A 22,229-nucleotide genomic window follows, 5' to 3' on the forward strand; every position below is an offset into this window, starting at 1 on the left:
CGAGCGCGATACCGCGGGTGAGAGCCGATGAGCAAATTCCAGCGGTTCCTGCTCAAGCGACTCGCGATCTCCGTCCTGCTGACGCTGGTCGCGGTCTCGGTCATCTTCGTCGTCCTCCGGCTGCTGCCGGGGAGCCCCTTCGAGGCGCTCGTCACCTCGGGGAACCTCAATCAGGAACAGATCGACGAGATCCGGGCGATGTACGGACTCGACCAGTCGATCTGGGTCCAGTACGTCAACTACCTCGGGAGCCTGCTGACCTTCCAGTTCGGCTACTCCATCCTGCGGAGCCAGCCGGTCTGGGACGTCCTCGAGCCGCGGCTGATCAACTCGCTGATCCTGCTGGTGCCCGCGCTGGTGACGACGGCGATCCTGAGTTCGATCCTGGGGATGTACGCCGGCTGGAACCGCGGGAGCCGCCTCGAGAAGTTCAGCATCGTCTCGACGACGCTGCTGCGCTCGACGCCGGTGTTCATCACGGCGATCTTCTTCATCATCGTCTTCGCCTACAACCTCGAGATCGTGCCCGCGCTCGGGATGCGATCGATCCGGGCGACGCCGGACGGCTACGTCGAGACGTTCGCCTCGCTCGACTTCCTCCACCACTACATCCTTCCGTTTACCGTCGCCGTCCTCTACTACAGCGGCGACTTCCTGCTGCTGGCCCGCAACGGCGTCGTCGAGAAGCGCGGCTCGGAGTTCCTCAAGCTCCACCGAGCGAAGGGGCTCACTGAGATGGAGCAACTGGCCCGCGCGGGTCGCAATTCGATGCTACCCATCCTGACCTACTTCACGCTGCGGCTGGGGATGATCTTCCAGGGACTGATCCTGCTCGAGGTGGTCTTCAGCTGGCCCGGTATCGGCCGCGAACTCGTCCTGGCCATCCAGCAACAGGACTACCCGCTGGTCCAGGCCGCGGTCTTCATCATGGCGCTGGCGGTTATCCTGGCGAATCTGCTTGCAGACGTCCTCTACGCGTACTTCGATCCGACCGTCTCGACGAGCGGAGGTGGATCCGCATGAGCACCGAAACGAAACCCACGGCGGAGTTGTACGAGCGCGTCGACGCACTGTGGACGACCGTCCGCGACCAGTTCGCGTTCCTGCGACGGGACCCGATGGCCTTCGCCGGCATGCTCGTCGTCGCGGCGTTCGTCTTCCTCGGGCTGTTCGGGCCGTACCTGGCCCCGCACGATCCGATCGAACACACCGTTCGCGGCGACGGCGGCTCCGTGCTCCGGCTCGCCGCCCCGAGCGCTGACGCGTTCTTCGGGACGACGGCGTACGGGAAGGACGTGCTGAGCCAGTTCCTCGCCGGCGCGCGGCCGACGCTCATCGTCGGCCTGTTCGGCGGACTGGGCACGGGCGCGCTCGGCTTCACCGTCGGCGTCGTCAGCGGCTACTACGGCGGCTGGGTCGACGAGCTCCTGATGCGCCTGACCGACCTGACGTTCTCGCTGCCGTTCATGCCGATGGCGTTGCTGCTGTTGACGTTCATGACGCCGAACATCTGGCTGATCACGGCGATCATCGCCGCCTTCCTCTGGAAGATGCCGGCGCGGGTCGTCCGCTCGGAGGTGCTCTCGGTCCGCGAGCGGACGTTCGTCAAGTCCGCGCGCGCCAGCGGCGCGAGCGACCTGCGGACGATGCTGTACCACGTCGCGCCGAACGTCCTGCCGATCGGCTTTCTCTACACCGCCTACGGCGTCGCCTGGGCGATCGCCGCGCAGGCGAGCCTCGCCTTCCTCGGCTTCGGCGATCCGACGATGACCAGCTGGGGCCGGATGCTCCGGCAGGTGTTCGCGTCGGGCAACATGCGCGTCGCGTGGTGGTGGGTGCTCCCGCCGGCCATCGGTATCGCCGCGATCACGACCTCGGTGTTCCTCATCGGCCGCGCCTACGAGGAAGTCATCAACCCCGAAATCCAGACCGACCAATGACGCTACTCAACGTCGAAAACCTGACAGTCACGTACGCGACCGACGACGAACCAGTCCACGCCGTCAACGACGTCTCGTTCACCATCGACGAGGGCGTCAACTACGGCCTCGCCGGCGAGTCCGGCTCCGGGAAGTCCACCGCCGCGGAGGCGCTGCTGGGGCTGCTCCCCGGCAACGGCACCGTCGAGAGCGGGACGATCGAGTTCAAGGGGACGGACCTCACGTCCCTCTCGGACGCCCAACGGCGGGATATCCTCTGGGAGGACATCGCCTACATCCCCCAGAGCGCGATGGACTCGCTCGATCCCGTGATGTCGACCGGCGACCAGATCGCCCAGGCGATCCACACGCATCGCAACGTCACGGACGCGAAAGCCCGCGACCGCGTCCGCGAACTGTTCGAGATCGTCGGCCTCGATCCCGACCGGATCGACGACTACCCCCACGAGTTCTCCGGCGGGATGCGCCAGCGGGTCACCATCGCGATGGCCCTGGCCCTCGAGCCCGACCTCATCATCGCCGACGAGCCGACGACCGGGCTGGACGTCATCGTCCAGGACAAGATCATCGACAAGATCCTCGAGATCCAAGAGCGGATGGACAGCTCGCTGCTCCTGATCACCCACGAGATCGGCGTCATCGCCGAGACCTGCGACGAGCTGTCGATCCTCTACGGCGGGAAGGTGATGGAACAGGGCAGCGTCGACAACGTGCTGGTCAACCCCACCAACCCCTACACGATGGGGCTGAAGAACTCCTTCCCGGAGATCGACGAGGGGGACGAGGACCCCGTCGCGATCCCCGGCTCGCCGCCGAACCTGAACCGGGAGCCGACGGCCTGCGTGTTTCGGGACCGGTGTCCGTTCGCCACCGACGAGTGCGAGGAGTCCCATCCCGATTTGGTCGAGCTTCCCAACCGGAACCACCGCTCGGCCTGCCATCGCGTCAAGGAGGCCGCACAGATGCGGCAGTCGGCCGACGAGCCGGAGACGTGGGGCATCCCCGACGACGTCGACGCCGACTCCGAGCGCGGCGAAGTCATCCTCGAGACCGACGCCCTCGAGAAACACTACGAGCAGAGCCAGCCGCTGCTGGACAAGTTCCGCGGCGCCGACCCCGACCGCGTGAAGGCGGTCGACGGCGTCTCGCTGTCGGTCCGGCGCTCGGAGGTGCTCGGCGTCGCCGGCGAGTCCGGCTGCGGGAAGTCGACGCTCGGCGAGACGATGGCCCTCCTCGAGGAGCCGACCGGCGGCGACCTGACGTTCGACGGGGAACCCTACGAGTACTACCGGGACGGCAACCTCACGGAGTTCCGGCGGAAGGTCCAGATCGTCTTCCAGGACCCCTTCGACTCGCTGAATCCGCGCCAGACCGTCCGCAAGCTCGTCGGCGAGCCGCTGACGATCCACGACTACCGCACCGACGAGAAAGAGCGGGCTATCGTCGAGACGCTCGAGAAGGTGGGGCTGACCCCCGCCGAAACGTTCCTCGACAAGTACCCTCACGAGCTCTCCGGCGGGCAGCGCCAGCGCGTGGCGGTCGCCAAGGCGCTCGTCCTCGATCCGGACTTCCTGATCTGCGACGAGCCGGCGTCGATGCTGGACGTCTCGCTGAAGGTCAACCTGCTGAACCTGCTGCGCGGGCTGGCCGACGCCGAGGACATCGGGATCGTCTACATCTCCCACGACCTCGCGAGCCTGATGCAGGTCTCGGATCGGCTGGCCATCATGTACCTCGGGCGGGTCATCGAAGAGGGCGACGTCGATCGCATCGCGGCCCACCCCGAGCATCCGTACACCGCGTCGCTGCTGTCGGCCGCGCCCGAGAAGGACCCGACCGCGGAGCGGACTCGCGTCCTGCTCGACGGCGAGCCGCCGGACCCGGTCGACCTCCCCTCCGGCTGCGCGTTCGCTCCGCGCTGTCCGAAGGCCCAGGAGTCGTGCCGGGAGGCCGAACCGGCCATCGACGAGACCGGCGACGAGACCCACCGGGCGGCGTGTTACTTCCCGGAGAGCGAGGACGGGGCGACCGCGTCGGAAGCGCCCGCGCTGGACGACGACGAGTTCCCGGCCTCGGCGAACACCGACTCGGTGGGTGATTGAGTGATATGCCCGGCCTCGAGGCGACCGCGATGCTGGCCGATGTCGCTCGCCCGGTAACCGTATCGGGAGCCGTCGGTTTCGAGCCGTCGACGACCCTCGTGGCCGCCGCCGGCGTCGCGGCGCTGCTGGCGTTACTGGTCCTGTCGGGGTTTTTCTCCTCGGCGGAAATCGCGATGTTCTCGCTGGCCCACCACCGCATCGAGGCGCTCGTCGAGGACGGCGCGCCCGGCGCCGAGACCGTCCAGGCGCTGAAGGACGACCCCCACCGCCTGCTGGTGACGATCCTCGTCGGGAACAACCTCGTCAACATCGCGATGTCCTCGATCGCGACGGGCCTGTTCGCGATGTACACGAGCCAGGGGCGGGCGATGCTGGCGGCGACGTTCGGCGTGACGGCCGTCGTCCTGCTGTTCGGCGAGAGCGCGCCCAAGTCCTACGCCATCGAGAACACCGAATCGTGGGCACTGTCGGTCGCTCGCCCGCTCAAATTCTCGGAGTACGCGCTGTTCCCGCTCGTGGTCACGTTCGACGCGCTGACACGGGTACTCAACCGGCTGACCGGCGGCACGGCCGTCGAGGAGTCGTACGTCACCCGCGAGGAGATCCGGGAGCTGATCCGGACCGGCGAGAGCGAAGGGGTCATCGAGGCCGACGAACGCGAGATGCTCCAGCGCGTGTTCCGGTTCAACGACACCATCGCGAAGGAGGTGCTGACGCCGCGACTCGACGTCACCGCCGTCGCTCGCGAGGCGACCGTCGACGAAGCCGTCGCGAAGTGCGTCGAGAGCGGCCACACTCGCCTGCCGGTCTACGACGGCGACCTCGACACCGTCGTCGGCGTCGTCGCGCTCGGCGACCTCGTCGGTGGTCGCGAGTCGCCCGACGGCGGCTCGCTCGAGGCCCACGTCGAGGAGACGCTGCACGTCCCGGAGAGCAAGCAGATCGACGAACTGTTCCGCGAGATGCGCCAGCAGCGGGTCGAGCAGGTCGTCGTCATCGACGAGTTCGGAACGACGGAGGGGATCGTCACCACCGAGGACATCGTCGAGGCGGTCGTCGGCGAGATCCTCGACACCCAAGAGGCGGAACCGATCGAAACCGTCGACGAGCGGACGGTCAGAGTCGACGGCGAGGTGACCCTCGAGGCCGTCAACGACGTCACCGGCGTCGAGTTCCCGGAGGGCGAGGAGTTCGAGACGATCGCCGGCTTCGTCTTCAACCGCGCCGGCCGACTGGTCGAGCCCGGCGAGACGTTCGCCTACGACGGCGCCGAACTGACCGTCGAGCGCGTCGACGACACGCGCATCAGGCGGGTGCGAATCAGCGAGTCGGATCCTTCAGCGGCGGACGGTTCCGGTGTTGTGGCCTCGAGCTAACGGTCGATTTTCTCCGGCACCATGAGGCGGGCACTCTATTCGATCGCACCGGACGAGACGAGCGCAACCGACCGAGACGTCTCACGGAAAACGACCGTCTGTCGACGGCGGACGATACTCTTCGCTCGGAATTGAACCCCAGCTACTCTGACAACCTTCCAGTATCGCACTCGGTTATATTCTACTGCTGCATGTCTTAATTATACATAGTATCGATTGAGTGGTGAATTATTTCACAAAACACATTACTACCTACTTCTCCGCATGAATATGGACTATTCACGAAGGAAGGTATTAGGGATGAGCGCTATCGGTCTCAGCGGGGTCGCGGGATGTCTCAGTAGCGACGAGACCGCTGATAGTAATGGAACCGATGAAACTAGCGGGTCGTCAAATTCCGATGCCGATAACGACGGTATTCTAGATGCAAACGATGACTATCCCAACGACCCCGACTTGAGTCAAAAAGAAACGAAGTCGGATACCCGAAAAATCGAGGAAGACGAATGGATCTATTACGAGTTCGATTTTGATGGCAGCGGGTTCATCGAGTACGATTTCATCGTTCGCGAGGGGCCGGAGATCGACGTTATTTTCATGGACGAATCCGAGTACACGTACTTTACTAACGAGGGCCGGTTCTCGTATAAGTCGGCACTCAGTGCGTTCGAGAGCGCTGGAACAACAGTCAGTGGCACGGTCACAGAGGGATCCTACCGACTGATACTGGACAATTCGAATCTCGGAGAGGCGGCCCCACCAACTAATTTTAGCAACGATGTCGTTACTGTCGAGTTCGACTTGGAGGTTGGGCGATAAGACTCCTCGAGAGGCCATAACACTCGAGGGCAGGAGATAGCGGTCGGGAATAGCATAGTCTGGGACTACTGTCTGAACAGATTCAGTACCAGTTCAGAACGTAGCCATGCCGATCCGTCGGTCGATGCAAGTTGGTCGTACGTCGGACGGTTTGTACTCCCGAAAAGCGAACTTCGGGTGCTCGGATTGGTACAAAACTGAGAATCGAGGGCAGGAAAGAGACTCTGTCGCTGAATAAGAGCGGACGAGTTGAGTACGATGTCCGATCCCGACACGAAGATCGGGCAGACGACCGTGGAGTAGCGTCCACTACTGGTGGGGCAGTTATCGAGGTAGTGTTTGATTTCTTTTAAATTAGCGACCGAGAATCTTGGGAATCCTACTGTTCTTCCCGTTGATTACGGATTCGGTGAACGATAGTCCGATCCAGCCGAGTAGCTCTCTATTTACGCTGAAAAAACAATGTGATAAATATACGTAATTATATAGACTAGCAATCATCTTATCCGATATTCTCGATGCGGACGTTGTATGGTTCGACCTTCACGACGCAGTGAAGCAGCGCAGGGCAGTGTATCGAGGCGGAGAGCGGCCATTGGACTGCTTCTCGTTGGAGTGGTTCTGGGATCACTTGTTACTCCGGTTGCCGGAGCGCAAGCAACGACCGTCAGTCAACAGGCGGACGGCCAACAGACGTCGTGGACGGTCACGGTGACCTCCGTCACTGATGGTGATACGATGGACGTGAGAATGCCGGACGGGAGCACCGAGACGATTCGACTGCTCGGTGTCGATACGCCCGAGACCAGTAGCTGGAATACGGAGCCGTCTGAATGGGACAGTATCCCTGAGAGCTCCGACGGTCGGGAATGGCTGGAACAGTGGGGCGGTCACGCGAGTGACTACGCAGAAGAACGGCTTGCCGGCGAAGAAATATACATCGAAGGCGATCCGGAAGCCGATCGACGCGGCACGTACGATCGGCTGCTCGTGTACGCGTATCAGTCCAAATCATCCTCGAAATCGTTCAATATGCGGCTTCTCGAGAACGGGTATGCGCGAATGTACGACAGTCAGTTCACGAAACGATCAGCGTATCAGGCAGCGGAGTCCGAGGCACGCAACGACGGTATCGGTGTTTGGGACTATGCGACAGGAGATTTCACCGATGATCTTTCGATCTCGACTATCCACGCCGATGCCGCAGGGAGTGATAACTCCAATCTGAACGACGAGTATATCGAAGTAACGAACGAGAGGAGTACAGCCGTCGATATGACGGGTTGGACGTTCTCTGATGCAGCTGGTCATACCTACTACTTCCCGGCTGGATTTGAGTTGGGTGCGGGCGAATCGGTGACCATCTATACCGGTAGTGGATCGGACACGGATTCAGAACTCTACTGGGGTCAAAGTAGTGCGGTCTGGAATAACGACGGTGATACGGTAACCGTGACGAGCGCTGACGGCGAGACGGTCACCACTCGCGCGTACTAAGCCGCCAAGTAAGCGATCTTCTTTCTCGGATCAGGTCGAAGATACCATCTTGTCTCAGTTGACGTCCGAGGCCGTGGATCAATCACCGAGATATTCACGGTTTCGGCTCTGTTGCGTTCGCGCCCTGTATTCAGCACAGCACAAATTAGACTATCGTCAACTCACAGGGGTCAGGTATTCAGTTCACGTGTCTCCTCACCAGATGTGTTGTATCCGATAATACCGGGAAAGTCAGACAAGAAGTGTCCGCAAGCCCGGTTTTCGCGGACAATTCTCCTCGAGATCGGAGCCGATGCCCGTACTGACAGAGCGTTCAATCCATTCCCTGTCCGAGACCGTTCGGTGTCGGAGGCCCGGACGGGACGCTAAATAATTAGTCCTCCTCGGCGACCGTCGATCGTACTATTGAGAGTCTGGTTCTTCGGTGAGAGGGGTCATTGGTCGAAATGGAACACGGAGGATCCACCAATGGCCGACTACAACGCTACCGATGCGATGTCGAGACGGAATGGACTCAAAGCAACCGGGGGGCTGCTCGCCGGGACGACAACGTTCGCTGGGTCTGGGGTCGCTGAGACTGAGGCGGAACCAGAACCTCAATTCGAGACTGAGTCAGAGCCAGAACCCCAATTCGAGATCGAAGACGCAAACGAGGAGGTCATCGATCCCGGAGCGCGTCCTGTATCCGGGGTCACGTACTGACCCAGCGGACCCCGAGGTCCTCCTCGACGGCACCTTCATTGACTTCGGCGTCATCGTTCGCGAGGACTCCGTGTGGCTCCTCGAGGACACTGGGGACTCGCCAAACCCGTCGAGATGGAACGCCTCGATAAACGGATCTACAGAATGTAGTTCCGCACACGGGACATCCGCTGGCCGTCGAGGGAATATCGGGGCGTAACGCAGCGGTGATTCAGGCGGGTGAGCGCGCCGTGAACGCCAGATCGATCAGCCCATCCGCAGATCCGTGGACCGTGATATTTCCGACTAAGTGATCGTTAACGTACAACTCGTAGGTCCCGGGGTTGTCGAACGACTCCGTGAGGATCGTTTGGCGGCTTCCGGTTGCCGCGATCGACAGTTCCCGCTGGTCGACGACGGTATCGTCACGGATGAGCCGCACGGTGTACGTGCCGTCAGCGCCGCCGACGTTGGTGACGCGTACCACGACGTCGACGCTTTCGCCGGCGCTGATCTCCGTGACGCTCACGGCCGCGTCGTCGATGCGGAAGTTCGCCTGTTTGATTCCGGTCGCGAAGTCCAACAGTCCCGGCGACTCCGTTTCGAAGAAGTAGTGCGTCCGACTCTCGTCCACGAGCGTCGTCGGAAGCTCGATCCACTGGCCGTTTTGATGCGTGTACAGGGCCACGTCGTCCGGAGCCTCGTCTCCGGCCAGTTGATCCTGCCTCACGCGGAAGGTGATGGTGACGTCCCGAAGGTCCTCGTTCGCGATGGTGCTGTCCATCGAGACGAACGCCACCTCCTCGGTTCCGTCGGCGGGTTCGAACGCAGGCGCCCCTTCGAACTGCGCGTCCCGTTTCGTGACGTTGATCGAGAACTCCCCGCCCCGCTCAGGGGTGTACGAGAGTGCGTCGATCGCGACGGTATCGTCTCGAGTGGCCGGCCACGAGATGTTGAGCGACTGCGTCGCGTTCGGCTCCGCGTCGACGACGGATGCGTTCACGTGCGTCCGGTCCGTTTTGATGTGCGACGGCGAGACGCGGGCCACCGTCGGCGTGTTAGTGAGCCACAGGTTCCGCTGTGGCTGCTCGGGGTCGTCGCTCAGGATGTGCATCGTCGCGAACCGCGCCGCCGGTTCCGACTGCGTAAATCGCACGGGAACCTCCCGACTCTGTCCCGGTTCGATCGTGAACGGACCGCTAGCCGCCGGTTCGAAGGCGGCTCGATCGGGACCGACGATTCGCAACGCGTCGACGGTCAGCGGTGCAGTCCCGTTGTTCGTGAGGGTGAACGTCTCCGCAACCGTCTGGTCTGTCACGTTCGCGAACTGGAGTTGCTCCCGGTCGACTTCGATGTCCGGTGTGACGCCAGTCCCGGTCAGATCAGCGGTCGCGAGCGGTCCGGTAGCTCGCTCGAGCCGAAGCGTCGCGCGATGAGTGCCGTCGCGGTCGGGGCTGAAGACGACCGTTACGTGCTCCGTTTCGCCGGGTTCGATCGACGAGACGGGACCGTCGGTAACGGTGAAGGCGTCAGCATCGTCCCCCTCGATCGTGGCGTCGGTCACCGTCACGGGATCCGGCCCGATATTGAGGATTGGCACTTCGCGAGTCGCGTTCGATCCGACTGCGGTCCGGCCGAAATCCGCCGTCTGGGCGGTACCGAACGCGACGCGTGCAGCGTTCGAACCCGGTTCGAGTGCGTTCGCTTCGTCGGCGCCATCGACTCGAGCGGCATCGGAATCGCACGCACACTGCTTCTGTGCGCTTTCGATCGACGGTTCGCTCGGCGCGGCACCGGCTGCACCGTCGGCCGCCCAGACGACGCCGCCGGTCAACGCACCCGTCACCGAAAGGACGGTGAGACACACCAACAGCCTCCTCGAACGGTTCCCGATGGTCGTGCTCAATGTTAACATGTCTCTCGAATGGAGCTACGATCAGCCGGTTATTAGATGGACGGGTGTGCTCGAGCGATTACAATTCAGTATCTCGGTGATAGTATTGGCGAGAGACGGGATCGGTCGTGGACGCTGCTAGGTTGCTATCGGCGTCTCGAGGCGTGCACCGTGGCCAGAGACGGCTCCGCGCAGCAATGTCTCAGGCAAAAACGTGCGGCCGAGCCGGTAGTGCTAGCTGTCTAGAGCGGGTCGCGAGATCGCGCACTCGGCTATTTAGCTAGGTACGCTTCGGTAACGGAGGTCCATCGTCCAATTGGAGAACGACAATGACCGACACCACCGACACCCGCGACCCCGACGAATTCGAGATCGAGCCAGTATCGTCGATCCCGGCGACGCACGATGCGATCGAGTTTCGCGACGAGATGCTCGTCTACGATCGTAACGACCCCGACCGGTGGGTGCAGTCGACGGAGAGCATCTCCCTGAAGGAGTTCCGGTGAGAACCGACGCCGGCGAACGACATCGGCCTCCCCGCACCTGAGCGGCGCCTTCTCGGCACCGATTGGCACGGCGTCGGTCGGAGAAACCGACATTGTCGGCAGTCTACGCATCACGTGAATAGTCTCGAGGGCCAGCAGGACCGAGCGTGAGCAACATCGGCGTTCGCCAGGCTCTCCGTGGTATCGTGCGACCGGAATACCGGCGGTTTCGGACGTTACAATCGATCGCCGATTCGCCGCGAAAGATGCCGATTACCGAGAGGCCGGGACGGCGTGCGTCGACTGGATCCACGCCTGGTCGTTCTCCCTGTCCTGGATGACGGACACCGATTCGTCATCCATCGTGTACTCGATGTAGCGGTACTGTTCGAAGGGGTCGTGCTCCGCGGCCGAAGCGGTCGAATCGTGTTCGGTCATCGGTGGTCCCTCGTAACTACACGTGGTGCTACGGAGTGGAGCCTCGAGGAATCAGCCGCTTAGTATCCAAACCAACGGTCGCATCCGGACCCCTAGCTATTGAGCGTGGAGCGGCGAGCGGCGATTGGAATACTAAGGAGGGGTTCCTTCGGAGACGCCAGCCGTCCGATCGTACGCAAACGGGTGAACCGAGACCATGAGCGAATCCGACACGTCCGATTCGACCGCGACCCGGACCGCGGCCGCGCTGAGCGACAAGCAGCGTCGCATCCTTCGGTACCTCCGCGGGCAGAGCCAGACGAACACCTACTTCAAGTCCCGTCTCATCGGCGACGACTTGGGTATGAGCGCCAAGGAAGTCGGCGTGAACATGCCGGCGCTCGTCGACGGCGAGTTCGACGTGACCGTCGAGAAGTGGGGCTACTCCAGTTCGACGACGTGGAAGGTGACGAACTGACCGCATCGCACGACGCTCCGGCAACGCGCACCCTCGTTTCTCTCGACGACCGATCCATCTGGGCCCGTATCGGTTGCGCCCAGCGGACAGTGGCGACGAGCCGTCCCGTTTGACGACCGGCTCCCGGCGAACGTCCCCGTCGACTCGAGGCGTCCGTTCGCCCCCTCTCCCACCGCCAGCGTGGAAAGATTCACGTACAATAGTGCGCTATCGACTAGCATGGAGGGGGTCCTCGACGGGGTCACCGACGGCGTGCTCGTCGTCGACACCGACTGGCGGATTACGACGGCTAACGCTGTCGCGGCGGACCTGCTCGAGCGAGAGCGCGACACCCTCGTCGGGGCCGATATCAGGGACGTGTTCCCGCGATCGTTCGCGGCGACGTTTCACGAGCACTTCGGCGGCGACGATCCGGAGCCGACCGAGATCACCTTCGAGGAGTACTTCCCGGAGCTAGACGTCTGGCTTCGCGTTCGGACGACGACGATCGGAGAGCGGTTCGCGGTCTACTACCGAGACGTGACCGACCGGAAAGCCCTCGAGGGCGACCTCGAGGATCGGGAGGCGGAACTGGCCCGCCTCGAGCGGATCAACAACATCGTCCAGAAGATCATTCGGGACCTCGTCGGGGCTACGACCCGAGAGGAAGTCGAGGAACTGGTCTGTAAGCGGCTCGCGGAAACCGACCTGTACGAGTTTACGGTGATCGGCGAGCGAGAGATGACGGGTGAACAGATCGTCTGTCGAACGGCGGCCGGCGAGCACGACGGGATTCTCGACCTCATCGTCGAGAGCGGTGCCGACGCCGACGGCTCGAGGGGACCGGAGTTCGCGACGATGGAGACCGGGGAAACGCGAGTCGTCCGCCATCTCGTGGACGACGAGTCGGTTCCCGAACCGGTCCGCCGAGAAGCGTTCGCTCGCGGATTGCAGTCGAGCATCGTCGTCCCGCTCCGGTACGGGAACACCACCTACGGGGTGTTGAGCGTCTATGCACTCGATCCGGACGCCTTCAGCGAGCGCGAACGGGAGAGCCTGGAAACGCTCGGCGTAACCACCGGGTTCGTCATCAACGCGACTCGCCAGCGCAACCTGTTGCTCTCGGATACGGTCATCGAACTCGCGTTCCGTATCACCGACGCCTTCTTCGCGACGGCGTCCGCGCAACTCGATTGCGAACTCGCGGTCGAAGGCATCGTCCCGTTAGACGCTGCGTCGTTACTCTGCTACGTTCGCGTCGACGGTGCCGAACCCGATGTGCTCCTCGAACTGGCCGACGATCGATCCGACGTCGACGCCGGTCGCGTGATCCACGAGTCCGCTACCGAGACCGGCGGATTCGCCGAGGTTACGGTGTCCGGACGGTCGCCGATCGTCACGTTAGCCACGTACGGCGCAACCGTCAGAACGGCGGAGTTCGATCGCGGAACCGGCCTGATCGTCGCGGAAGTGGCGCCCAGCAGCGACATTCGAGAAGTCGTCGAGGCCGTCGGCGAGCGGTTTCCCAGATCGGAATTACTGTCGAAACTCGACCGCGAACGACCGATCGAAACGGTACAGGAGTTCCGGAGCGGGCTCCACGAACGCCTGACCGACCGCCAGCGAAACGCCCTCCAGATGGCGTACTACGGCGGGTACTTCGAATCGCCGCGAGACAGCACCGCCGAGGAACTCGCCGAGACGCTCGGAATCAGTTCGCCGACGCTTCACCATCATCTCCGAGCGGGGCAGCGGAAACTCCTCGACGCCTTCTTCGACGACGACGCGGAGTACGAACGGCCGGTTGCGGTCGACGACCGCCAATCGAGGCGAAACGAATGACCGGTCGCAGCAACCGGCGGGACGGGGCCCCCTTCGAACGGCGACGCGACGACCTGCCCGCCCCGCTCGTCGCCGACGGCGGACCGACGCGACGCCTCTTTCGGCGTTTCCCCGACCCGCTCCTCTACTACGAGGTCGAAGGCGGAACCGCCGTAGTGCGCGCGGTCAATCCCGCGTTCGAGACGGCCTTCGAGGTCGGCGAAGCGTCGATCAGGGACGCTCCCCTCCGCGAACGCCTGCTTCCCCGACCGACTGACCGTGACTCCGGTCCGCGCTGGGAACTGGCGACCGCCGCGGGGAACGCGACGCGACCGTCCGAGGGAGACGAGCCGGACGCAGGCGCGACCGGAGCGGCGATCCTCGAACAACTCGATGCGGGCGAACGAGTGACCGTCGGGATTCGCCGCGGAGCCGACGACGAGCGGCGGTACTTCCGTCTCGAGGCCATCCCGTCTCCGGACGAGGACGGAGACGGTGGTGGGGACGCCGGCGGCTACGTCGTCTACACGACCGTGACGGAGTTACGCCGGCGCGTCGACCGCGTGACGACGCGCGCCGACCGGCTCGAGCGAGTCGTCAACGTCGCGGCGCACGATCTCAGAAACCCGCTGGAGGTCGCGAAAATCCGCCTCGAGGCAGCTCGCGATACGGGCGAGGACGTTCACTTCGAGAAAGTCGAGGGCGCGCTCGATCGGATCGAGCGGCTGATTCGGGACGCGCTCTCGGTCGGCGGGACGGAGGTCGAACCGAGCGGTAGCGTTGCCGTCGGCGATATCGCCGAAACGGCGTGGGAGACCGTCGAAACGGCCGATGCCGCGCTCGTTCTCGAGGCCGACCTCCCGACGGTCGAGGCCGACGCCGAGAGGCTCCAGCAGGTCTTCGAGAACGTATTCCGAAACGCGGTCGAACACGGCGGTCGGGACGCGACCGTGACGGTCGGCGGCCTGGACGGCGGGTTCTACGTCGCCGACGACGGGCCGGGCGTTCCCCCCGCGGAGCGCGAGCGAGTGTTCGAACCCGGTTACTCGAGCGGAGACGGTACCACCGGATTGGGACTGGCTATCGCCCGCCAACTCGTCGAAGACCACGGCTGGAACGTGACGCTCACGGCCGGCGACGCCGGGGGCGCGCGCTTCGAGTTCCGCGGGGTCGAGACCGATGAGAGAGCGCCATAGGCGGCTGCCGTGACGGCTACCCTTCGCCCCGATTGATCGCGGTGAACGTCTCGACCATTCGATCGAAATCATCCCGCGGCACCTCCAGTCCCTCGCGAAGTTTCGCGACCCGACGTTGCATGCGGACGTACTCGCTCGACTCCTCGAGCTGTTCGGGCGTGTGTTCGGCCTCGAGTACCGAGAGTTTCGCCGTGAGGCTGAAGAACTCCGAGAGCGGATCGTCGTAAGACGCGGCGGTCGCCTGTTGTTCGACTGCCGCGAAGAGATCGTCCTTCTCGATCGGCTTACACAGGTAGTCGTCGAACGGCATATCGACGATATCGAATCCGGGATTCACGGCCGTTACCATGATGACCTGGCAGTCGTGTCCCCGATCGCGGATCTCCGTTAACACCTTGTCGCCGGAGAACGGCATCCGTCGATCCAGCAGTACCACGTCGACGGTGTCGTCCATCTCCTGGAGGCACTCCTCGCCCCCGTACGCCGTCCGGACGTCGTCGTACCGCCGCCGAAGACGGAGCGCGTACGCGTCCGCCACCTCGCGCTCGTCGTCGACGACGAGCAGTGTCGGGCTCTGATCGTGGTACATGCTAACGAATATCCTAGAGGAGTTCGCCCGTGACCGAGTTATAGCTTTCGTGCGCGGCCGGTCGCGGATGTCCGACGCGTTCGTTGCGTGCCCTTAAGTGCGCGCACCGAGTACTATGATGGTTGTTACCACAAACCAGTGATGGAAGTCCGATTACGAACGAAATTCGTCGTCATCCTCGTCGCGATCACGCTCGTGCTGAGCGGGACGGTTCACTGGACGCTCGAGTCGTACAAACGCGACGTCGTCGACGACGAACAACGGCGAACCGACGAGACGGCCTCGTTGGTCGCCGAGCAGATCGACGAAACGATCTGGGAGCACCGAGATCGGATCGGGTTGGTCGCGTCGCGGCCCGAGGCTCGGCAGTTCGATCGGAGCGGTCCGTTCCTCGACGCGTTTCTCGACAACTCTCGCTTCTACTCGGCGCAACTCGTCGACGCCAACGGAACGGTCGTCGATTTCCGCGGCTCCGTTACGGCAGGGACGAGACGCTCGGCGATCGGATCCGACCGAAGCGGAACGCCGTACGTGGAGCGGGCGCTTCGGGGCGAAACGTACGTGAGCGACGTCGAATACGCCGAGCGAGCCGACAGGCCCGTTCTCGTATTCAGCGCGCCCATACTGGACGGCTCGGGTGTTCGGGGCGTCCTTGTGGGTGCCATGTACCTCGACCGGCAGACGATCTTCGACGCGATCCCGCCGCTCGAGACGAGTTCGCAGACGGTCACTATCGTCGGAGACGGGATCGTTCTCAACGAGAACGAGCGGACGTTCAATGAGGGGATCGAAAGCTCCTCGACCGTCGAGTCGACCGGGTGGGAGGTCACGGTCACTCGAGATCGGACGCTGCTGGAGGACCGATTGGATCGGTTAGCCGCGCTCCAGACGCTGGTGCTGGTCGTCGTGGTGCTCGTCATGGTCGGGTTCGGGTACTGGCAGTACGCCGTGAGCCTCCGCCAAACCGAGCGGTTGCTCGACGGATTCGACCGACTCGGCGAGGGCGACTACGATAGTACGGTGTCGCTGCGCGGCGGCGCCGAGTGGGAACGGATGAGCGACGGCTTCAACGAGTTGGCGGCGACGCTGCGAGCGCGCGAGTCGGAACTCCGGGAGCGCCGGCAGCGCCTCGACGTCCTCTATCGCGTGTTGCAGCACAACATCCGCAACCGAATGAGCATCGTTCTGAACTACGCGGATCTCATCGCCGACGAGGCCGCGGACGAAACGGTCGTCGGCGCGGCGGAGACGATCCACCGGGCCGGGCGAGACATCACGGGCTTGAGCCGGAAGGCGCAACAGATGAAAAACGCGCTCGAGGCCGATCCCGATCGGAGGCCCGTCGACGTGGCCTCGCTCGCGGCCGACGCGGTCGCGGAGCTTCGCGAGGAATACCCCGACGTTACCGTGACCGCGTCGCTACCGGACGAGGCGTGGGCGATGGCGCTTCCCTCGGTGCGGCTGGCAGTCGAGAACGTCTGCGGGAACGCCTGCGAACACAACGACAGCGACGACCCGCGCGTCGAAATAGCGGTGACCGCGACGGGCACCGAACCGGACGTCGACCGCGATCCGGCCGACGAAAACGGCGGGCGAGTTCGCATCGAGGTGGCGGACAACGGCCCTGGCATTCCGGAACAGGATCGCGCCGCGATCGACGAGGGGCGCGAGACGGCGCTCGAGCACGGGAGCGGGCTCGGCCTCTGGCTGACCTACTGGGTGGTCGACAACTCCGGCGGAACGCTCCGGTTCGCCGACAACGACCCGCGCGGGTCGATCGTGATCATCGACCTCCCGCGAGCGGCGCCCCGACGCGGCGACGCGAACGCACCGGACCCGTCGAACCGCGTCGACGACCGGCCCTGATAATGACTTTCACGCTCCGTTCCCTACCTCTAGCTATGCCACTGGATACCAGGGTCGGCGGGGACGGGTTCGATCCCGGCGGCGACGCAGTGGCCAGACGACGGCTTCTGAAGGCGGTCGGGGTCGGAACGACGGTCGGCATCGCCGGTTGCGGGCGCGACGGCGGTGACGAGGACGAAGACGGAGACGACAGCGGCGACGCGGAGTTGATCGGACCCGACGGAACGCAAGTGGAACTGCTACTCGCGTGTATCGAGGGGAACGACGCGGTGGAGACGGCCGCCGAGATCATCGCGGCGGAGGTCGCGGATCTCGGCGTCGCGGTCTCCCTCGAGCGCGTCAGCTACGATCGGCTCCTCCGGCAATACGTGCGAAACCGGTACCTCGGAGACGGCGACCCCGAGTGGACTGCGGGGCCGAACAACGCCGGTCCGCGCGAGGAAACCGCGAGCGAATCGGCCTGGGACCTCATGTTCGGGGTCGCGTTCAACACGTATCCGCGAACGCCCGCCGCGATCGACGCGTTCTGGCTCGAGCGGGCGCCAACTAACTACTACGGGTACGTTCCCGAGACCGACATCGAGTCGCGGCTCGAAGCGTTCCGCACGACGACCGATCCGGACGAGCGGCGAGCGCCGATCGCCGAGGTCCTCGGCGCGTTGAGCGAGGAGCAGCCGGTGAATTTCCTCGCGATGTCGGACGACGTTATCGGGTACCGACGCTCGGTTCGCGGTCCGGTCGAAGCCTACGGGGGGAACTGGGACAGCGCGACCTGGTACGTGGACGATGACGGGAACGGAAACGAAAGCGGACCCACCGCCTCCGACGAGTGGGTCTGGGGCGTGGAAGGTGAGGCCGAGGGGTTGTACTTTCCCGAGCGCACCGACAGCAGGGCCACCGCGCGGATCGACCTGACCTTGGACGGGGCCTACGACGTCGACGAAAACGGTACCGTCCGACCGCTGTGGATGGACATCACCGACGCCGGCAGCGGACAGGTATACGTCTGCGAACTCCGGGACACCCTCCGATGGGGCGACGACTACGGCCGGATGACCGCCGAGGACTGGGTGTATCAGATCGAGAACGTCCACACCATCGACGGCGGGCGTGACCACCCCTGGAACGAGCCCACCCCGCCCTCGAACCGGATCGACGATTGGGCGGCGGTCGAAAACGTCGAGCGAACGAGCGAGTCCGAGTTCCAGCTCGAACTCGAGTCGGTCAACCCCGACTTTCCGCTGGAACCGGTTCTCTGGGGATCGTACTGCGCGCCGAAGGAACTCTACGAGGCGCACGTTCCCGACGCCGACGCGCTCCGCGCGAGCGACGCGTTCGCCGAGCTCAGCTTCACGGGGAACCTCGGCCCGTACACGCTCGAGCGATGGGATCGCACGCGGGAGTTCGTCGCCGCGCGCAACGAGGAGTACTACATGCGCGAACACGCTGCCGACGACGACGTGGACGACGCGTGGCGCGACGCGCCGTATTTCGAACGCTACAGCTACCGAGTGATCGGGGACCGATCGGACCGCCTCGAGGCGCTCGCTGACGGGGAACTCACGGCGACGTCGATCCCGCCGGAGCGCCACGCGGATATTCGAGGGACTGAGGCCGTCGAGATCTACGAGATACCGCAGCCGTTCCTGACGATCGTCGCGTACAATCAACGCGCAAATGGGTGGGCGGAACTGCGGACCCGCGAGGTCCGACAGGCCCTCTCCATGGCCGTCGAGAAACCGGCGATCACCGAGAACGCGTTTCGCGGACTCGCCGAGTGGACCCACACGTTTCAGCCGCGGTGGTCGAGTTGGTACGACGACTCGCAGATCACGCCGTTCGGGGTCGACGAGTCGCACGACAAGGACCGGGCCCGCGGGTTGCTCGCGGAACACACGGCCTCCGGGTACGAGTACGAGCCCGCGTAGCGGTCGCGATCGAACGCGAGGCCGTCGACGCGAGGTCCGGAACCGCAGCACTCGAGTCCGCGTCGAAATCGCGGCGGACGTCGTCGCGGAGACGGAGGTCTACTCGAGGTCGACCGAACCGCTCTCGATCTCGTCCGTGACCACGACCGATTCCGTTTCCGACCCGAGCCGGGGAACGAACAGCCCCATCGTCAGCATCCCGTCCTCGATCTCGGCCTCGGAGAAATCGATCTCTCGAGTGCGAAACTGCATCGTAACGACGTACCGATTCGCGTTCGCGTTCACGTCCGTGCGTTCGAAGCTGGCCATTACGTCTGGCGTGGCGACGCCGTCCTCGGACGTTCGTTCGACGGCCGCATCGCCGATAGCGGCCGAGTCCGTTTCCGAGAGACCGAACTGGTCGCGGTGTCCGAGAACGATCTGACTCGGCACCTCCCGGAGGTGGGTCGCGAGCGCCGCCGAGACGCGCACGCGAGCGGTGACTGTCTCCGCGGTCAGCTCCGTGATCTCGAAGTCGAATCGCTCCCCGGTCCAGGCGCTGGTTCGTGCGGTGAGCAGCGTCGGCCCGCTAAGGAGCGTCGCGACTGCCTTGAGGACGCTGCGTTTCGAAACCGAATCGGACGTGTCGTGTTCGAACATTGGTCGTCGGTCATCAGTCGCCGGTCGTCGGCGGGCGACTGTTCGCGCTTTCAGCGGGGAGCGATAGCGGGTGCCTCGAGAACGATCGCCCTGAAAAATGCGAATTTTCGGGGCCGAAGCGCTACCTGGGGAGAGAGCGCCGTTGGGATCGCACCGCGTGCGCGGCGGGATGCCGACCGGTCGCTCACGAGTCCGACGAGTCGCTCGAGCACGGCTCCGCTGCCGGCGAGCGCTCGTCGCCTGCGGTCCGACCGCAGTCTCGGATCGCCACGATCGGGTCGTCGGCGTCGTCGGTCGACGCGAGCGCGACGATCAAGTCGTCTCCGATCGGTACCGTCGCGTTCCCCGTCACGGTTCCGCTCACGGTGCTGGTCGACGCACCCGTCGGCGAGACGTCGACGGACGACACCCGAGCCGTGTACGCGACGGCGTCGGGTGCCGTAAACCGGACGGCGCTCTCGTTGCAGTCGACGGCTATCGACGGCCCGTCGGTCGTCTCCGTTCGCGGTTCTTCGACGCACTGTTCGACGGCCGACGTGATCGGCTCCTCGGTCGACGCGTCGGTGACGAACGCGTATACGATGTCGGCGTCGCCTACCGTAACCGTCGCGTTCCCCGCGAGCGGGGCCCGTCTCGAGGTGCTCGTGCTGGTTCCCGACGGACCCACGTTCACGACGCTGAGTCCGTACTCGTCGTCGTCGGGTGCGGTAACCAGCACGTCGCTCTCGTCGCAGTCGATCTCGACGGTCACGTTCGCGTCGTCAGCAGCCTCCGCGTCCGTCGCGCCGCTCGTCGGGTCGTCCGCGGGACCGGTCCCCGCTGCCGGCAGCCCCAGCACGGTTCCTCCTGCGACGGCGAGTAGCAGCAGGACGGCTGTGGCTCCGGGCATCAGACGACGAATCGAATCACCGATGCGAGTCGGCTCGTCTTCGGTCGCTGTCGCTTTCGTCTTCTTCGTCATCGGGGTCTCTCGGTCGATAGTCCGGACGCTCCCCTCGAGACGGGCTCTCGGTCGCGGCGCTTCGCGAGTTCGCTACGGGGAGCGTCGGCTATCGGATTAGCGCTGATCGATGACGGCGGTGTTCTCCTGATTGACGTCGGCGCTGTTGTGCTTGCCGTCCTGATCGACGGTGGCGGTGTTGCGCTGGTCGACGCTGGCGTCGTTGTTCTTACCGTCCTGGTCGACGATCGCCTTGTTGCGCTGGTCGACGTCGGCGTCGTTATTCTTGCCGTCCTGATCGACGAGCGCCTCGTTGCGCTGGGTCACGTCAGCGTTGTTGTTCTTGCCGTCCTGATCGACGAGCGCCTTGTTGCGCTGGTCGACGTCGGCGTCGTTGTTCTTGCCGTCTTGGAAGACGCCTGCTTTGTTGCGCTGGTCGACGTCGGCGTCGTTGTTCTTGCTGTCCTGGAAGACGCCTGCTTTGTTTCGCTGGTCGACATCGGCGTCGTTGTACTTACCGTCCTGGAAGACACCTGCTTTGTTTCGCTGGTCGACATCGGCGTCGTTGTACTTGCCGTCCTGGAAGACGCCTGCTTTGTTTCGCTGGTCGACGTCAGCGTCGTTCCCGAAACCGTTCTGGAAGACGTCGGCCGCGTTGGACTGATCGACGTCGGCGTCGTTACAGTAGTCGGTGTACGTACAATCGCTCGGGGTTGCGAGCGCACTGCCGCTCGCCAGGGCACCGACGAGTGCCACGGCGAACACCAGTGCAACCGTAATGCGTAGGGTTCGTTTCATGGTCGTCTCTTCGGAGTTCCGTCGAACTCCACGTGGATCCAGACCCGCATCGTTCGAAGAACCGGGCTCTCAATAGTCGAAGCGACGGTCGTGCGGGTACCCCTAGATACTGAGCATCGTCATCTCGAGCGCCGGTTGTGGTATTGAGAGCCGCGTTCCTCGAACGGAATGGTCCCTTGGTCACGGTGGAGCAGAGCGCTGAACGAATGCCTGACAGACAATTCGGCATCCAGACGGAACGTACTCAGGAAAGCGAGCGTACTACTCACCGGTGGAGCGAGCAGAGCGTTGCGGACTGCGCCGTTGCGAGATCGTCCAGGTGACGTCCGCCGACGTCGTCAACACACTGACCGGAACGCACTTGTGCGTCTGGGAAGACGGCGCGAAGCAGGAGCACTATCGCGAGCCGCCGGTTCCCGAGCAGTTGGTGACGTACATCGACACCCATACCGACGCGGCCGGGATCGGGCCCGGCGAGCCGATCGTCAACGTCACCGATAAGACAGTGTACCGCTGGGCCCGTCGAGCTGCCGAACGGCTCTAGGCTGAAACCGGTGACCGTGGCTGGTCGTTTCTCGATGTCCACAATCTCCGACGGATCTGGGGGACGAATCTGCTCGAACAGGGTGTGTTCCCATCAGTCGTGATGGATTGGGGCGGCTGGGACGACTGAGAGACATCCGGAAGCACTACCTTGGTAAGTTCTCCCCAGAGGCAATCCGCCGAGAAAGAAGAAAAGTCCAATATTTAGAAGGTAGGAATAATGATTCTGCTAAGACAACCT

20 protein-coding genes are annotated in these 22,229 nt (G+C 63.9%); 14 read left to right on the forward strand and 6 right to left on the reverse strand.

Annotated elements, in window-relative coordinates; translation table 11 throughout:
* The first annotated feature begins 27 nt into the window (after positions 1–27).
* The 7 genes from HTZ84_RS09270 to HTZ84_RS09300 all read left to right on the forward strand — a co-directional run bounded on the left by HTZ84_RS09270 (position 28) and on the right by HTZ84_RS09300 (position 8,436).
* Complete coding sequence (locus HTZ84_RS09270) at positions 28–1,023, forward strand: ABC transporter permease (protein ID WP_174680406.1); 996 nt, start codon at positions 28–30, stop codon at positions 1,021–1,023.
* The gene (locus HTZ84_RS09275; protein ID WP_174680407.1) at positions 1,020–1,940 is read left to right on the forward strand and encodes an ABC transporter permease; all 921 of its coding nucleotides are present in this window, start codon (positions 1,020–1,022) and stop codon (positions 1,938–1,940) included. Before HTZ84_RS09270 ends, HTZ84_RS09275 begins: the two co-directional genes overlap by 4 nt.
* Entirely contained in the window at positions 1,937–4,042 is a 2,106-nt protein-coding gene (locus HTZ84_RS09280; RefSeq protein ID WP_174680408.1) for a dipeptide ABC transporter ATP-binding protein, read from the forward strand. The genes HTZ84_RS09275 and HTZ84_RS09280 overlap by 4 nt, the downstream gene beginning before the upstream one ends.
* A gap of 5 nt (positions 4,043–4,047) precedes the next feature.
* Positions 4,048–5,418 (forward strand): hemolysin family protein, encoded by a 1,371-nt coding sequence (locus tag HTZ84_RS09285; protein WP_174680409.1) that lies wholly within the window; start codon positions 4,048–4,050, stop codon positions 5,416–5,418.
* A gap of 270 nt (positions 5,419–5,688) precedes the next feature.
* Positions 5,689–6,237: a hypothetical protein gene (locus tag HTZ84_RS09290; RefSeq protein WP_174680410.1), complete on the forward strand. Its 549-nt coding sequence runs from the start codon at positions 5,689–5,691 to the stop codon at positions 6,235–6,237.
* Positions 6,238–6,948: 711 nt separating this feature from the next.
* Positions 6,949–7,734 (forward strand): lamin tail domain-containing protein, encoded by a 786-nt coding sequence (locus tag HTZ84_RS09295; protein ID WP_174680411.1) that lies wholly within the window; start codon positions 6,949–6,951, stop codon positions 7,732–7,734.
* A gap of 468 nt (positions 7,735–8,202) precedes the next feature.
* On the forward strand, positions 8,203–8,436 hold the full coding sequence (locus tag HTZ84_RS09300) for a hypothetical protein (protein ID WP_174680412.1): 234 nt from the start codon (positions 8,203–8,205) through the stop codon (positions 8,434–8,436).
* A gap of 211 nt (positions 8,437–8,647) precedes the next feature.
* Here the strand turns inward: HTZ84_RS09300 and HTZ84_RS09305 are convergent, their stop codons facing one another.
* Positions 8,648–10,282, reverse strand: a complete 1,635-nt coding sequence (locus HTZ84_RS09305) for a choice-of-anchor D domain-containing protein (protein ID WP_174680413.1) — start codon at positions 10,280–10,282, stop codon at positions 8,648–8,650.
* Positions 10,283–10,638: 356 nt separating this feature from the next.
* On the opposite strand from HTZ84_RS09305, the gene HTZ84_RS09310 reads away from it, so the two are divergent.
* The gene (locus HTZ84_RS09310) at positions 10,639–10,815 is read left to right on the forward strand and encodes a DUF7331 family protein (protein WP_174680414.1); all 177 of its coding nucleotides are present in this window, start codon (positions 10,639–10,641) and stop codon (positions 10,813–10,815) included.
* 252 nt (positions 10,816–11,067) lie between these two features.
* On the opposite strand, the gene HTZ84_RS09315 is transcribed toward HTZ84_RS09310, so the two are convergent.
* Positions 11,068–11,232: a DUF7331 family protein gene (locus HTZ84_RS09315; protein WP_174680415.1), complete on the reverse strand. Its 165-nt coding sequence runs from the start codon at positions 11,230–11,232 to the stop codon at positions 11,068–11,070.
* Positions 11,233–11,428: 196 nt separating this feature from the next.
* On the opposite strand from HTZ84_RS09315, the gene HTZ84_RS09320 reads away from it, so the two are divergent.
* The 3 genes from HTZ84_RS09320 (at position 11,429) to HTZ84_RS09330 (ending at position 14,685) form a co-directional block, all read left to right on the forward strand.
* Entirely contained in the window at positions 11,429–11,689 is a 261-nt protein-coding gene (locus HTZ84_RS09320) for a DUF7123 family protein (RefSeq protein WP_174680416.1), read from the forward strand.
* A gap of 219 nt (positions 11,690–11,908) precedes the next feature.
* Positions 11,909–13,510, forward strand: a complete 1,602-nt coding sequence (locus tag HTZ84_RS09325; RefSeq protein ID WP_174680417.1) for a bacterio-opsin activator domain-containing protein — start codon at positions 11,909–11,911, stop codon at positions 13,508–13,510.
* Complete coding sequence (locus HTZ84_RS09330; protein ID WP_174680418.1) at positions 13,507–14,685, forward strand: sensor histidine kinase; 1,179 nt, start codon at positions 13,507–13,509, stop codon at positions 14,683–14,685. The genes HTZ84_RS09325 and HTZ84_RS09330 overlap by 4 nt, the downstream gene beginning before the upstream one ends.
* Before the next feature lie 16 nt (positions 14,686–14,701).
* Here the strand turns inward: HTZ84_RS09330 and HTZ84_RS09335 are convergent, their stop codons facing one another.
* Complete coding sequence (locus HTZ84_RS09335; protein ID WP_174680419.1) at positions 14,702–15,274, reverse strand: response regulator; 573 nt, start codon at positions 15,272–15,274, stop codon at positions 14,702–14,704.
* 141 nt (positions 15,275–15,415) lie between these two features.
* Here HTZ84_RS09335 and HTZ84_RS09340 point away from each other — a divergent pair, with 141 nt between their 5' ends.
* Together HTZ84_RS09340 and HTZ84_RS09345 are read left to right on the forward strand one after the other, a co-directional pair.
* Positions 15,416–17,140 carry a sensor histidine kinase gene (locus tag HTZ84_RS09340; protein WP_174680420.1) on the forward strand — a complete coding sequence of 575 codons (1,725 nt, stop codon included), beginning with the start codon at positions 15,416–15,418 and terminating at the stop codon, positions 17,138–17,140.
* A gap of 35 nt (positions 17,141–17,175) precedes the next feature.
* On the forward strand, positions 17,176–19,068 hold the full coding sequence (locus tag HTZ84_RS09345) for an ABC transporter substrate-binding protein (protein ID WP_174680421.1): 1,893 nt from the start codon (positions 17,176–17,178) through the stop codon (positions 19,066–19,068).
* Between the two features lie 99 nt (positions 19,069–19,167).
* On the opposite strand, the gene HTZ84_RS09350 is transcribed toward HTZ84_RS09345, so the two are convergent.
* The 3 genes from HTZ84_RS09350 to HTZ84_RS09360 form a co-directional block, all read right to left on the reverse strand.
* Positions 19,168–19,707, reverse strand: coding sequence for a hypothetical protein (locus HTZ84_RS09350; RefSeq protein WP_174680422.1), 540 nt, complete (start codon positions 19,705–19,707; stop codon positions 19,168–19,170).
* A 184-nt stretch (positions 19,708–19,891) separates the two neighbouring features.
* A complete protein-coding gene (locus HTZ84_RS09355; protein ID WP_254611728.1) occupies positions 19,892–20,596 on the reverse strand; it encodes a hypothetical protein in 705 nt (234 codons plus the stop codon).
* 168 nt (positions 20,597–20,764) lie between these two features.
* A complete protein-coding gene (locus HTZ84_RS09360) occupies positions 20,765–21,445 on the reverse strand; it encodes a curlin (protein ID WP_174680424.1) in 681 nt (226 codons plus the stop codon).
* A 319-nt stretch (positions 21,446–21,764) separates the two neighbouring features.
* On the opposite strand from HTZ84_RS09360, the gene HTZ84_RS22825 reads away from it, so the two are divergent.
* A complete protein-coding gene (locus HTZ84_RS22825) occupies positions 21,765–21,989 on the forward strand; it encodes a hypothetical protein (protein WP_254611729.1) in 225 nt (74 codons plus the stop codon).
* Positions 21,990–22,229: the final 240 nt, after the last annotated feature.

This window comes from Haloterrigena gelatinilytica (genome assembly GCF_013342145.1).
Lineage (GTDB): Archaea > Halobacteriota > Halobacteria > Halobacteriales > Natrialbaceae > Haloterrigena > Haloterrigena gelatinilytica.

What these genes read in the sequence shown, in the direction of transcription:
- HTZ84_RS09345 (WP_174680421.1), top strand. Translation starts at nt 17,176, where the DNA reads ATGCCACTGGATACCAGGGTCGGCGGGGACGGGTTCGATCCCGGCGGC.
- HTZ84_RS09290 (WP_174680410.1), top strand. Translation starts at nt 5,689, where the DNA reads ATGGACTATTCACGAAGGAAGGTATTAGGGATGAGCGCTATCGGTCTC.
- HTZ84_RS09320 (WP_174680416.1), top strand. Translation starts at nt 11,429, where the DNA reads ATGAGCGAATCCGACACGTCCGATTCGACCGCGACCCGGACCGCGGCC.
- HTZ84_RS09275 (WP_174680407.1), top strand. Translation starts at nt 1,020, where the DNA reads ATGAGCACCGAAACGAAACCCACGGCGGAGTTGTACGAGCGCGTCGAC.
- HTZ84_RS09300 (WP_174680412.1), top strand. Translation starts at nt 8,203, where the DNA reads ATGGCCGACTACAACGCTACCGATGCGATGTCGAGACGGAATGGACTC.
- HTZ84_RS09350 (WP_174680422.1), bottom strand. Translation starts at nt 19,707, where the DNA reads ATGTTCGAACACGACACGTCCGATTCGGTTTCGAAACGCAGCGTCCTC.
- HTZ84_RS09325 (WP_174680417.1), top strand. Translation starts at nt 11,909, where the DNA reads ATGGAGGGGGTCCTCGACGGGGTCACCGACGGCGTGCTCGTCGTCGAC.
- HTZ84_RS09355 (WP_254611728.1), bottom strand. Translation starts at nt 20,596, where the DNA reads ATGCCCGGAGCCACAGCCGTCCTGCTGCTACTCGCCGTCGCAGGAGGA.
- HTZ84_RS09330 (WP_174680418.1), top strand. Translation starts at nt 13,507, where the DNA reads ATGACCGGTCGCAGCAACCGGCGGGACGGGGCCCCCTTCGAACGGCGA.
- HTZ84_RS09335 (WP_174680419.1), bottom strand. Translation starts at nt 15,274, where the DNA reads ATGTACCACGATCAGAGCCCGACACTGCTCGTCGTCGACGACGAGCGC.
- HTZ84_RS09270 (WP_174680406.1), top strand. Translation starts at nt 28, where the DNA reads ATGAGCAAATTCCAGCGGTTCCTGCTCAAGCGACTCGCGATCTCCGTC.
- HTZ84_RS09285 (WP_174680409.1), top strand. Translation starts at nt 4,048, where the DNA reads ATGCCCGGCCTCGAGGCGACCGCGATGCTGGCCGATGTCGCTCGCCCG.
- HTZ84_RS09340 (WP_174680420.1), top strand. Translation starts at nt 15,416, where the DNA reads ATGGAAGTCCGATTACGAACGAAATTCGTCGTCATCCTCGTCGCGATC.
- HTZ84_RS09360 (WP_174680424.1), bottom strand. Translation starts at nt 21,445, where the DNA reads ATGAAACGAACCCTACGCATTACGGTTGCACTGGTGTTCGCCGTGGCA.
- HTZ84_RS09315 (WP_174680415.1), bottom strand. Translation starts at nt 11,232, where the DNA reads ATGACCGAACACGATTCGACCGCTTCGGCCGCGGAGCACGACCCCTTC.
- HTZ84_RS09280 (WP_174680408.1), top strand. Translation starts at nt 1,937, where the DNA reads ATGACGCTACTCAACGTCGAAAACCTGACAGTCACGTACGCGACCGAC.
- HTZ84_RS09310 (WP_174680414.1), top strand. Translation starts at nt 10,639, where the DNA reads ATGACCGACACCACCGACACCCGCGACCCCGACGAATTCGAGATCGAG.